This is a genomic window from Acidianus manzaensis, from assembly GCF_002116695.1.
Taxonomy (GTDB): Archaea; Thermoproteota; Thermoprotei_A; order Sulfolobales; family Sulfolobaceae; genus Acidianus; species Acidianus manzaensis.
Genome location: NZ_CP020477.1, coordinates 528,413 through 541,190, shown reverse-complemented (window position 1 = coordinate 541,190; position 12,778 = coordinate 528,413). Strand labels below are relative to the sequence as shown.

At 28.3% G+C, this 12,778-nt stretch carries 13 protein-coding genes and 1 pseudogene; 9 read left to right on the top strand and 5 right to left on the bottom strand.

Features of this window, described 5'->3' with window-relative positions; translation table 11 throughout:
- Window positions 1-51: 51 nt before the first annotated feature.
- Window positions 52-3,027, bottom strand: a pseudogene (locus B6F84_RS02420) (FAD-binding protein).
- Window positions 3,028-3,033: 6 nt separating this feature from the next.
- On the bottom strand, window positions 3,034-3,480 hold the full coding sequence (locus B6F84_RS02415) for an HIT family protein (protein ID WP_148690749.1): 447 nt from the start codon (window positions 3,478-3,480) through the stop codon (window positions 3,034-3,036).
- Between the two features lie 99 nt (window positions 3,481-3,579).
- Here B6F84_RS02415 and B6F84_RS02410 point away from each other — a divergent pair, with 99 nt between their 5' ends.
- Both B6F84_RS02410 and B6F84_RS02405 read left to right on the top strand, forming a co-directional pair.
- Window positions 3,580-4,185, top strand: coding sequence for a hypothetical protein (locus tag B6F84_RS02410; protein WP_148690748.1), 606 nt, complete (start codon window positions 3,580-3,582; stop codon window positions 4,183-4,185).
- Window positions 4,182-4,691 carry an NUDIX hydrolase gene (locus B6F84_RS02405; RefSeq protein WP_148690747.1) on the top strand — a complete coding sequence of 170 codons (510 nt, stop codon included), beginning with the start codon at window positions 4,182-4,184 and terminating at the stop codon, window positions 4,689-4,691. The genes B6F84_RS02410 and B6F84_RS02405 overlap by 4 nt, the downstream gene beginning before the upstream one ends.
- Here the strand turns inward: B6F84_RS02405 and B6F84_RS02400 are convergent.
- Window positions 4,666-5,343 carry a chlorite dismutase family protein gene (locus tag B6F84_RS02400; protein ID WP_236749016.1) on the bottom strand — a complete coding sequence of 226 codons (678 nt, stop codon included), beginning with the start codon at window positions 5,341-5,343 and terminating at the stop codon, window positions 4,666-4,668. The two genes, B6F84_RS02405 and B6F84_RS02400, sit on opposite strands and share 26 nt — an antisense overlap.
- Complete coding sequence (locus B6F84_RS02395) at window positions 5,333-6,586, bottom strand: hypothetical protein (RefSeq protein WP_148690746.1); 1,254 nt, start codon at window positions 6,584-6,586, stop codon at window positions 5,333-5,335. Before B6F84_RS02395 ends, B6F84_RS02400 begins: the two co-directional genes overlap by 11 nt.
- Window positions 6,587-6,937: 351 nt before the next feature.
- Between B6F84_RS02395 and B6F84_RS02390 the strand changes: the two genes are divergently transcribed.
- The 4 genes from B6F84_RS02390 (at window position 6,938) to B6F84_RS02375 (ending at window position 10,870) form a co-directional block, all read left to right on the top strand.
- The gene (locus tag B6F84_RS02390; RefSeq protein ID WP_148690745.1) at window positions 6,938-8,575 is read left to right on the top strand and encodes a hypothetical protein; all 1,638 of its coding nucleotides are present in this window, start codon (window positions 6,938-6,940) and stop codon (window positions 8,573-8,575) included.
- Window positions 8,559-9,395, top strand: a complete 837-nt coding sequence (locus B6F84_RS02385; RefSeq protein WP_420807168.1) for an NAD+ synthase — start codon at window positions 8,559-8,561, stop codon at window positions 9,393-9,395. The genes B6F84_RS02390 and B6F84_RS02385 overlap by 17 nt, the downstream gene beginning before the upstream one ends.
- The gene (locus B6F84_RS02380) at window positions 9,386-10,189 is read left to right on the top strand and encodes a nitrilase-related carbon-nitrogen hydrolase (RefSeq protein WP_148690743.1); all 804 of its coding nucleotides are present in this window, start codon (window positions 9,386-9,388) and stop codon (window positions 10,187-10,189) included. The genes B6F84_RS02385 and B6F84_RS02380 overlap by 10 nt, the downstream gene beginning before the upstream one ends.
- Window positions 10,190-10,618: 429 nt before the next feature.
- The gene (locus tag B6F84_RS02375) at window positions 10,619-10,870 is read left to right on the top strand and encodes an ArsR/SmtB family transcription factor (RefSeq protein WP_148690742.1); all 252 of its coding nucleotides are present in this window, start codon (window positions 10,619-10,621) and stop codon (window positions 10,868-10,870) included.
- 11 nt (window positions 10,871-10,881) lie between these two features.
- Here B6F84_RS02375 and B6F84_RS02370 read toward each other — a convergent pair whose 3' ends face one another.
- Complete coding sequence (locus tag B6F84_RS02370; protein ID WP_148690741.1) at window positions 10,882-11,439, bottom strand: hypothetical protein; 558 nt, start codon at window positions 11,437-11,439, stop codon at window positions 10,882-10,884.
- Between the two features lie 31 nt (window positions 11,440-11,470).
- Between B6F84_RS02370 and B6F84_RS02365 the strand changes: the two genes are divergently transcribed.
- The 3 genes from B6F84_RS02365 to B6F84_RS14030 all read left to right on the top strand — a co-directional run bounded on the left by B6F84_RS02365 (window position 11,471) and on the right by B6F84_RS14030 (window position 12,764).
- Window positions 11,471-12,205, top strand: a complete 735-nt coding sequence (locus B6F84_RS02365) for a class I SAM-dependent methyltransferase (RefSeq protein WP_148690740.1) — start codon at window positions 11,471-11,473, stop codon at window positions 12,203-12,205.
- 197 nt (window positions 12,206-12,402) lie between these two features.
- Window positions 12,403-12,564, top strand: coding sequence for a hypothetical protein (locus B6F84_RS14035; RefSeq protein ID WP_236749014.1), 162 nt, complete (start codon window positions 12,403-12,405; stop codon window positions 12,562-12,564).
- Window positions 12,561-12,764: a hypothetical protein gene (locus B6F84_RS14030; protein WP_236749012.1), complete on the top strand. Its 204-nt coding sequence runs from the start codon at window positions 12,561-12,563 to the stop codon at window positions 12,762-12,764. Before B6F84_RS14035 ends, B6F84_RS14030 begins: the two co-directional genes overlap by 4 nt.
- The last annotated feature ends 14 nt before the right edge of the window (window positions 12,765-12,778 follow it).

The following is a 12,778-nucleotide window of genomic DNA, read 5'->3' as shown; positions in this document are numbered from 1 at the left end:
AAAATTATATAATCACATCTAATAGTAAACAATTAAAAATATACAAAATACTTAAATTGAAGATAACGAGTTAGTTACCAACTGTAGCTTTTCCCTTAAAAGATCTAGTAATGTATTTAACATTATTTTTTCATCGAACTCTTCGCTAGATGCTGACTTTACATCTGAAACTAATTCAGATATAATTTTATCAAAACTAGTAGACATTATCAATGCTGAAACTTCCCTAACAAATGCATTCTTAATTATCGCTTTTTCACTATCATTTCTATCTTTAGATCTAGCATCTACTATACTTTTTAATGAGTTAACAACTACATTAGATGCTTCTTGCATTGCATCAGAAATTACTGGTTCTATGATTTTCTTATATTCCACTTCTCCCGAAGAAACAAATGATACTGTATCTGCAATTATCTGTAATCTCTTCTTTAGAGAAGATAAAATAGCTTCATTTATAACATCAACTAATAGTTTCTTATCTTCGTCAGCAACTGCATATGTAAATGATTTTACAGAAATTGCTACTCCCACTTTTTCTCCTATAAATTCTAGCAGTGTCTTAGCATTTATTCCAACAGCTCTGAACTTCGCAGCAGCTAATGGACATGTAGTCACTATACTAGGATATTTTTCTCCTAACGCTTTAGCCATCATATCTGATCTTTTGCCTAAATTCTTCTCTAATATAGCACCAGAACATCCTTCTATTTTCTTTACTCTAAATCCTTTTTCTCTTAGTCTCTTTATAATTTCATCAGAATATACTGTAGAGAAGCAAGCAGTGTGGAAATTTATTTCTTCATTATTTCCATCAAATTGAATAGATTTTAGTAATCTTAATTCTAAAGGAGTAGGTTCTATAGCAACCGACAGACCAGCTAGTTTAGAATATTCTCTATATGCTTCTGCTATTGTCTTATAATCTTCTGGTGTTATAGTAAGAAGTTCAACAACTCTAGACATAGAACCTAAATTATCCTTCATCTTTTCCATTAGCATATTTCCATTTCCACTAATGTAATCTAAGAATCCACTATCGTTTGATGTATTAAACAACTTCACTTTTAATCCTAATTTCTTTATTAATTCTAGTGCAACATAACCTACACCAGGATTATCTATTATATATTTACCTATCCATAATCCTATTTCGCTATTATCGTCAATAATATCTTTATAATTTTCTGGAATTGGCAAATCTGAAGATTTTTCTTCTGGTATCTTCTTAGCTACTAGACTATTTAGTTTTATTAATAGTGTAGAAATAGGAATTTTAGCTGGGCATACACCATCACATAATCCACACTTATGACAACCTGAGATTTCTGCAATAGCACTATCAGGAACGTCTACAGTATCGTGAAGCTCAAAATAACTTATAACACCTCTAGTAAAATCAAACATACCTTTTGGAGCATATGGTCACTGAGGAATTAATTTATATTGCGGACATACAGTAACACACATAGCACAATCTATACATGTTAATGCATAATCAGTGAAAATATCTAAATATCTTTTAGCAACTTTATATCCTTCTACATCTCCTCCTGGAACTAAAGATTTTGCAAATCCTATTCCAAATCTAAACCTAAGAGCTTCTTCTTGCTTTTTAACTATATCTAGTACTACTGTTGCTCTCTTCTTCGGTTCAAAGACTTTGCCAGGATTAAATAACTCGTCTGCATCAGTTTCTTCTTTATATTTCTTCATAACGTCATATCTATCAACTCCAAATTCTTGGAAAGTCTTACCCATTGCTGAAAGCCTATTTTTAGCGTATTTATGGACAAAAATTCCTACTGACAGCATTGAGCCTCCTACTTTCACATATTCTTCCATCATTAACGTATTTTTAGCTAAATCAAACAAGATCTTTTTATCAACAGGTCTTAAAGAAGATTGAGTAAATGCATTGACTAATAATACTTCTCTTCTTTCTAAATCAATATCTAAATCAAAACCTTCATTTACATCTATTTTGCCTAGTTTTCCTATATTTTTCTCTAGTCCTTCTATTAATTCCTTAATTTTAGTATAATGAATAAGACCATGTTGATGAATTAATAATCCTTTAGTTCTAAGAGCTGCATTCACTCCATGATTAAAACTCCACCATCCAGTCCATTCTCCTTCAAATATTCTCCCAGAATAAGTTTGTGCTATTCTATATAATTTTGGTTCTACGATAGTAGACCTAGTTGATGGATATAATACTACCATATTCCATTTTGCGGGATCTAGAGAAGCTTTAAATTTCTCTGCTATATAAGATGAAATTGCTGGACCTCTAACTTGTATATGCCATGCTGGTATAACCTCTCTGTAAAATTCTCCTATTGCATTATATGTATTCTCAAAATTGTCAAATGAAATAACCATAGCTTCAGTAGCTGAAAATTGCCTTAATTTTATTCCTGCTTTAACAATAATTCCCGTAGTACCTTCTGCACCACACACTAATGCTAAATCTTTTCCTTCCAAATGTACTAGTTCACCTTTAGGATTTACTATATCTACAAATTGTACATTATCTGAAATAAATCCATACTCATAACTCCCTACTCCCAAAGCGTCTCCAGCGATACCTCCTCCTACTGTAGAATCATATGATGAAGGAAAGGTCCTAAGTTGAAGTCCTTTAGATTGAGCTGCAATATCAACTAATTTCCATGTAGCTCCAGGCTCTACTATTGCTACTCTGTTTATATCATCTATTTCTATTTTTTGCATTTTTGAAAAATCTATAAGTATACCTCCATCAGCAGGTATTGCGTTTCCATACCTATTTGTTCCTCTTCCATATGGGGTGAGAGGAATCTTATATTTAAGAGCAATTTTTACAAGATCTATCACATCTTCAGTTGATTTAGGATAAACCACATAATCTGGTATAATATTTATTTTTATGCCAGACCAAATTAATTCTGGTACGAATCCCATATCTACAGTATGAGAAAGCCTTTCTACTAGGCTATCTGAAAAATTATCACCAAACCTATCTTCTAATTCTTCTTTAATCAAGAAGTGTCACCTATATTTATCTATATCTGCTATAATAGTTTTTATATTCTGACTAATAACTCTTTTTAATGTTTCATAATATTCCTTTGTTTGCTCTTTTCTTGGTTCAAATTCATTAAATTCCTTTGGTAAATCACTATCCCATGTAGGTATAATGTGTACATGAACATGAAATATTACTTGACCTGCGCTTTTTCCAATATTTGTTAAGATTCTCATTCCAGACGCATTTATTGATTTACTTATAGCATTAGCTACAATATTAGTAGCTAATGATAACTGCGACAAATGCTCCTTATCTAATTGTAGAAAATTATCAAAATGAGTTTTAGTAACAACTAATGTATGACCTGGAGATAATGGATATTTATCTAAAAATGCCATAGTGTTTTTATCTTCGTATACTATAAAGGCATGTTCTTCTCCTTTTATTATATTACAAAATAAACACATGGTTACTCACTAACATATCTAACTTAAGTTTATAACGATTATTAAGAGCCAAAAATACGGAAAAAATTTAATTTAAAGTATTCATAGTTGCATAGCTTAATGAGAATATATTTGCTATTATTTATATTCGCTATATCATTTGCAACTAATGCTACGCCTTTTTTTGGGGCTCCATATACAATAATTGCCTCTACAATCTTAATAAAATGCGGCGTAAATACATTAAATTTTATTGAAGTAGTAATATTTACAGCATTAGGAGCTGCTACGTCCAAATCAGTCATGTATATTTTAGGTGTAGGAACTAGAAGAGGATTGAAAGACAATAAAAATATTAAATTCTTTAGTAAGTTTATCAAAACTAAATACTTTTATATTATTCTATTTATTTTTTCTATTATACCTTTTCTTCCATTAGACGATTTAGTATACCTTTTAGGTGGAGTTGAGAAAGCTCCTTTAATAAGAATGCTAGAAATATCTTATGGAGCTAAAATTATAAAGAGTCTAATAGAAATACCAATTGAAGTATTTGGTATATTACAAATAAGTGAAGCGATTGGTTTAAAACCAGTTGAAACAGGAATTATTTCTACAATAGTTCTTGTAATATTAGCGATAATAATGTTTAAATTAAATTGGGAAGACCTATATAATAGAGTTGAAAATTATATTAAGGCTCGTTACCATTTAAAAGAACGATGAAGATATATTCTGGGAAAAAATTCGAAGTATATATAGAAAAATTTAACTTACCTAATGGAAAGGTAAGAGAAACCGAATTTATAAAACATAGAGGATCAGCAGTCATATTACCATTCTTAGACAAAAATAGGATAATAATGATAAGGCAATACAGACCAGTGATTCAAAAATGGATTTATGAACTACCTGCAGGTACAGTTGAAGAGGGAGAAGATCCACTAGAAACAGCAAAAAGAGAACTAATTGAAGAAACTGGATATGAGGCAAATAATATTAGTCACTTAATCGATTTTTATCCATCTCCAGGCGTAAGCAACGAATTAATGCATTTATATATTGCTACTAACTTAAAATTTGTAGGAGCTCACCCTGAAGAATACGAAGTTATAGAAGTTAAGGAAATTTCTATTGAAGATGCATTACAAATGATAAAAAATAAGGAAATATGCGACGCAAAAACGATTTTAGGTATCTTATATTTTAAATTAGAAAATCAAAATCTCTAACTTCTCCAACAAGTAAAGGCTCTTCTTTGGTTATCCATTTCCTAGCTTTTGCCTCTCTTAATTTTTCTACAACATTAACCCAATTTCTCAAGTCTGGTATTTCATAAATTACCACAAATTCATAGTCACCTATTCCGAAAGAATACGTAGTATATGATCTTATACCATTATTATCAGGATTATTTATTGCCATAGATATGTGTTCTTTCATTATATTCTCTCTATCTTCAAATGGAAGAAGATACCATTCTGGATCTTTTTTCATTGGATAAGCTACAAAATATTTTAATGGAGGAAGATTTAAAATGGATTTATAATCTATATTGGAGTTTTTCTTCATATATGGAGATGGCCTAAATACTGAGAGAAATATATCATTTTCTTCAGCATAACCTCTAAGATTTGAAATAATACTAAATCTAAAGTCTATTAGTTTTAGCGTGTTATCAGAAGAAATCCAATATATTAAATGAGAATCTTTAGATAGAGAAGCGTATTTTTTTAATGAAATAAATTGATTAGAAAACTTATCCTCTATTTCTTTCATTTTGCTTGAAATATCTTTTCTATCTAGAGACTGAAGCCTCCACCAATCTCTATTAAATCTTAAAGAAAATACTAACATGTAAATACTATTAGGATTATTTTTCATCTTTGCTCAACTCATTAAATATATCACTGTAAATTATTAATGCTTCTTCTAAACTCATTAAATATCCTATAAAAAATGTAGAAAGATTTTCCTTTATTAATTCATCTAGGATCTCATATCCATCTGATGTAGGACCATTCATTATCCTCTTAGCATATTCATCAAATTGCTGTTTCGTACTAGCTACTATTATGAAGGGAATGGGTAGAATTCTTAAATCTAAATAGAAATTATCACTAATAAAATTTTTTTCATTAGACAACTCCTTTAATATTTCTTCATTAGCCCCAAAATAATTATCTCCTTTTAACCCCAATTTATTTGAAAGAAATTTTTCTGCCTTACCCTTTAATTTGCTAATCTCTAATGGAAGCATATGCAGTGGTACCGTATAACTAGGAATTATAACTTCTACACCTCCATCTTTGGAAAATCTATCCAGATAAAGTATTGCTCTTAAAAGCCTTACAAATTTTTTCTTATTTTTTATTATAATTCTCTCTTTTTTATTTAAATTTAAGTGACTATCTGATATGGAAGGAACAAAACCAGCTAAATATTTAAATATAATTCCGACAAAGTATTTTTCTCCATTATTATTAGTTACTTCTTTAGGAGAAGGAATTTCATCTAATGATTCTCTATAGACTATAGCAACGTCATCGTTTGAAGATAACATAGATTTTACATATTCCTCAAAGTTCTCTATATTCTCTCTTCTCTCCTCAACCACTTGTCCTAGCTCGTTATATATTTTAATTATAGATGGATTAGAAGATCTATCATATATTATCTGAAGTAAAGGAAACGTATCTTCCTTTCTTATTATAGTAGAAGCATATAAATAGGCAGAGAATTTGACAATTCCGATAACTATTTTACTTTCAACATCACTACTTAGAGCCGTATGTTTAGATGCTGCTAAAGCTAATCTTTCTATATTATACCACGCATCACTTAATATTAAATCATCTGTATCTTCATTATAGTCTCCAAATTTGAATACTATAGTATCTATATTAAGCTCTTCAGCAACTTCCTCGATAACTTCCCTAACTAGCGTATCTATTTGAGCTATAGGAGGTAATATATAGTAATTTTCTTCTCCTAATAACTTATGTACATGAACTCCATTATCTTCTAAAGATATAGTCATTATATCTTTCTCATTTCCTTTTTCATCAATAAGTAAACAAGATACCATAGCTTCATTAGGATGTGAATAAACTTTTAGTATAGCCAAATTTATCAGCCTTCATATCTATTTCTACAAATTTAATACAAAAACCTTATCACAATATTTAGTTAACATTTAGATTCCTAATGCCTTTCAAAAACTTAGAATACAGATTTTCTATATATCATTAATAAATTCTGCTTATAAATCAATATAGGATTCAAACCAAAATGTTACATAATTTATAATGTTTCCTTTATCGTGTTGAGAAAATTTCTTAAGTACGTTTTAGCAATTCTTCAGTGTGCAGATCATCTTTTTTACCTCAAAAAATTAATAATTTTAGTTCATAAATCTAGCTATCTTACTAGTTAAATTAGGAAAAGCTTTAAGATATTTCGTTGTAAATAATTTTAGATGACCGAAGAAAGAAGGCAAGTAATATATGCCATAATTAGTATAACCATACTATCAGTACTATTTCTATTAGCTTATAGAATAAATATTCTTAATAACCCAATATCAGCTGCAATAATAGCCGTAGGTTTCTTCTCTGCAGTGGCTATATTACTAATAAGCTTATATCCAGATATTCTAAATCCAGATAGAAAAATAGGAAAAATAGATGATATAATAGTTATAATAGCAATTTTAACATATACAATTGTTGGTATATCTTTAATTAATGGATATGGAACCGATGATATGGAATATATAGCTGAAGCTATAAAAAATATACTATCTGGGATAAATCCATATACAGTCATTTATCATCCATATAATGTAAGCCCTACTTATCTTATTTCTGGTAAAATCGCCTCAAATTATATATATCCGCCATTAAGTTTTATGATATACCTACCATTTTACACCATATTATCTATATTTCATTTGCAATTATACTATATAAATATTATAAATATACTATTTCAGGATATTTTAAGCATAATAATATACTCAAAGGGAAAAACTCTAAAAGATCCCATAGCTACATTACCCGTAATTTTTGGATTTATAACAGCAGGAATATTAGCTCCTTCCTTTGCAGGTGTAAATAGTACTATATGGGCTGCATTTATAGCCTTAAGCTATATTTATGATGATAAAAAATCTGGTATTTTTCTAGCTCTAGCTAATTCATTTAATCAGATCTCGTGGATAATAACTCCATTCCTATTAATTTATAAGAGAAAAAGTAACTTTTTAGATATATTATATAGTTATATAATCACACTTTCAATAATAAATTTGCCTTTCTTATTATGGAACCCTACAGCATTCATGAATATCTTTACTTTGGATTCTCATACTATCGAAGTAGCTGTAACTGGATTTACGATATTCAATATGACTACATTATTTAGCGTTGAACCATGGTTTTTCACTTTTACTCTTGCAGTTACTTCAGTAGTTTTAATGTATATCTATATAAGATTCTTCGATAAGCTAAAAGAAACTTTATGGATTTATCCCATGCTAATCCTTTGGTTTGAATGGAGAACACTAACTAGTTATTTTCTTATGTGGCCAGAATTAGCTTTTCTATCAATCTTTAATATCAGTAGTAATATTAAAATGAATAGAAGAGAAATACATTTTAATAAATCTATAAAAATTGAGGTACTTGGAGTTCTAGGAATCTTCTTTATTTCAATAAGTGCAGTAGGATTAGTCTCCCATATTCAATATGTTTCTCAAAATCCAATAGAAGTAATAAAGATCGAAGTACCTAGCCATATAACTAATGCTACAGTACATATAAACAAATTATTTATATTAGTTAAAAATACTAAAAATGAGACAGTAAATGTTACTTTAGTTAGAGTTTCAATTCCAAATTCACTTAATATGGTATGGAATTTTAGTAATGGAACAATACCACCTGATGCTGTAGGTAAAATATGCGCATATACTAGCAATCCAAAATTGTATATAAACGCTTCATCTTTTACTGTTCAAGTTTATTCTAATTACTTTATAGCTTCATATAAAGTTACATTATATAATGAAACAAACTCAACTTATATCAAATACGAAAATACAACAACTACTTAATAACATAAAAAACCTTGATTATAGTATAGTTTCCTCTTATTTAAGTAATAGAATTAAAAACTACATTGAATTGAGCAATAAAAAGGGAGGAATAATAGGATTAAGTGGAGGAGTAGACTCTGCAGTAACTACAATGTTGCTAGCTAACGCTACTAAGAATTTCTATATCTTATTAATGCCATCCTCTACAACCCCTAAAAAGGATATCGAGGACTCTTTAGAGATAATAAGAAAAATTAATGCAGAAAATAAATATACTATAATAAATATAGATGATATAGTAGAAAAAATATCATATGATATATCAACAAATGACAAATTGATTATAGGAAATATAAAAGCAAGAATAAGAATGACGTTATTATATGCATATGCACAAAAACTTAATTATTTAGTTATAGGGACTGGCGACAAGAGTGAGCTACTTTTAGGATACTTTACAAAATATGGAGATGGCGGAGTTGATGTTTTGCCAATAGGAGACTTATACAAAACTCAAGTACGAGAACTAGCAAAATATCTAAATTTACCAGATTATATAGCTTATAAACCTAGCTCTCCAGCATTATGGGAAGGACAGACAGCAGAAAACGAAATAGGATTATCATATGAGACTATTGACGCAATACTTTATTTAAGAGTTGAACAACTAATGACAGTAGAAGAAATTTCAAGCGAACTTAACTTAGATATAAACATAGTAAGTAAAATAGATACCATGATAAGGCAATCACAACATAAAAGATTACCACCAGAAATTTTTAGATTGAGTGGAAGAGCTATAAACTCAGACTGGAGATATCCTAGACAATGGACATAGAATTAGCTCAAATAAATCCAAAACTAGGAGATATAGATTATAACTTAAAAAAGCATATTGAAATTTTAGAAACATCGTCAGCTGATTGTGTAATTTTCCCAGAGTTATCATTAACTGGATACTTACTAAGAGATATGGTGTACGAAATTCATAAGAAAACTGAAAAAGCTATAGAAAAAATAGCTGAAATATCAAAGTGCAGTATAGTAGGAACAGTCAAAGAATATAGATATGGGATTCTGAGAAATTCTGCAGCCATAATTATTGATAAAAAAATAGATTATGTATATAAATTCTTTTTACCTACTTATGGTTTATTTGAAGAGAAAAGATATTTTCAGCCCGGAGATCCATTACATGATATTAAAATTTTTAAGTATAAGGATTTCACTTTTGGAGTAGTAATTTGTGAAGATGCATGGCATCCAGAACCAATACAAGCCCTAGCGCTTAAAGGTGCAGATGCAATATTTATTCCATCTTCGTCACCAATAAGAAAACTACAAGAAAATCTCTTAATAGAAGATAACTGGGAAGCATTACTAAAATCGCACTCTCTCATGAATGGAATTTGGACAGTATTCATAAATTCTGTAGGTAGTCAGGAAGAAGAGTATTTTTGGGGAGGATCGATGGTATCATCACCTTATGGAACCATTACTGCAAAAGGAAAAAAATTTGAAGAGGATAGAGTAAAAACAAAAATAAACATTGATGATGTTAGAAAATCTAGATATTTTAATAGCTTCAGAGATTTTAACAGAGACTTTCATAAAATACTATTAAATCTTTAAATATATTCCCAAACTATTAGTTATTAACAATGATATCCCAAAGACGTATTAATTTAAATTTTATACTAGTACTAATATTTATAGTTTTACTCTTATTATCGCTTATAAGTCCATTATTTCTTATTGGCGCAATAGGATTAACATTTGTAAAAATATATACAAATAAATTTTATATTCCTTTGACCTTACTATTACTGTTATTAATTGATCTGCATGGATTTTTATATACTATAAGTATTCTAATATTAATTACATATATTCTTTTTTACTTTATTAAAAATATTAATAAGCATTATGGTATATAACCATTATATTTAGAGAACTTCTCAACAATAAAAACTATTTTACATGATTTTACCTAGTTTAAAACAATTTTAACGTCTTTTCAAACGTGTAGAGCTATATTAAATAGTAACTAAGAAATAGCATATGATAGTAAAACTAGATGAAGTACTTGAAAATAAAGGATGGGAAACAAGAAAGAAAATACTAGAGGAATTATCAGAAAAAGAAATGACTGCATATCAATTATCAAAGAAATTAGATCTAAATTACTCTACAGTAAAGTATCATTTAGAACTTATGGAAAGGACAGGATTAATATCAGTAAGAAAAGAGAAAAATAACAAATACATGTATAGAGCTAATAATAATGTAAAATTTATTTTAAATAAAATTTGATTTTTTATAATTTATATTTTGCCTAGTTTTAGTAATAAAACTATAGCTATAACAAATACTACTCCAAAAATAATTGGAATAATATAATTTGATATAGATGAAGAGGAAGATGAAGTTGTCGTACTTGGAATAGTAATATTTTGAGATTTTACGTAAACTGAAATACCATTATACGTACCATTTAAAGTATAAAGCATTCCATTATCAAAATACGCATTAACTGGAATCTTATACTTACCTAATGCATTAAATATGCCACTATATTCCTCCATCGATATTCCATTAATAGACACATTTTTAACAAAAGCTAAATTTGTTGTATTAAAGGCATTGTAATTAAAAGGTAATGGATATGGATGAGCGCAACTAACATTATAGCTATTTGTTTGGATAAAATTTTGACTAGATATAGTTAAATTAAAATCTACATAATTGTTAGATACATCTAAGATGCTAAAATTATAAGTATATGTGTAAATAGTATTATTAACATCTACTTGAACATTATATAAGTAAAACGTATGAGGAGAAACCATGCCAATAAAAACAAGTAATAATAAAGGTGTCATATATCTATGATTTATTATTGAGGTTAAAAAAATGAGCGAAATATTTCCAAGTATATTTGAATCAGATTTCTATATTAATGAAATGATAAAGATATGGGATGAAGGAAATAAATGGGCTCAATGGCTAGATGAAGTATCAAAAAAATATAATTTAAATAAAAAGGTGTTAGATGTACCTTGTGGAATCGGCAGAATATCATACTTTCTAAGTAAGTTAGGGTATGATATAACAGGAGTAGATATTTCAGAAAAAATGATTAAAATGGCCAAAAACAATATACCTAGTGGAAAATTTTACAGAGCAGATATGAGATATATAAGCGAAATATTGGAAAAAGAAAAATTTGATCTAGTAATAAATATTTTTAATAGCTTAGGATATTTTTCCGATGAAGAAGACTTTGAAATACTGAAATCACTCAGAGAAGTTACAAATAAAATAGCAGTAATAAATATGGATAATAGAGATTATATTATATATAATAGACCAGAAAAATACTATACTTTTATACCACCCAACTATTTAGTAGAAGATAATACAAACTTCGATCCAATGACATCAAGATTAAGAATAAAAAGAATCTACAAAGACCAAAAAGGAAACGAACTAGGAAAAATAGAATACAGTCAAAGATTTTATAGTCTACACGAGATAGTAAAAATGATAAATAAAGCTGGTTTTAAGATTCTTGATGTAGTTTCTGGATATTCTTGGAAAAAGTTTGAGGTTACAGATCCTCAAATGACTATAATAGCTGGAGTATAAAATAATAGCAAAGATGATTAGATTATAATTACTGAGAAAAATGATGATTGCACGTCAGGATGACAATATAAAAATTAATAAAATCAAGAAAATTCTAATATATTAATTCTCTATAAAATCTTAATTTATCTAAAGGTAATAAAGATTTTAGAATCACTCTGAAAAATTTATAATTTATTTTTACATATTTCTCATGAATGAAGTTTAAAGAAATGCCTAAAATGATGGTTATAAGAGGCTTATTACAAATTTTCATAGCCTATGTAATTTATCGATATGGTGATATGTATGGTTATGAAATAAAGAAAAAAGTAGAGGAGATACACGGTAAAAAATACCTCATGGTTTATTATATGTGACATTAAAAAGAATGGTTAATGGAAATATATTGGAAATTTATGAAAAAGATGGGAAAAAATATTATAAACTTACAGAAGGAGGAAAAGAATTTTTATTCTTTCACTTAGATGTTTTGAAGAGAGCAAACAAAAGCATTCAAGAAATAATAGATTATTTACAACAAATAGTAGATGAAAACAGCAAAGAAAAATCTTCATAACTATGATAGACAAT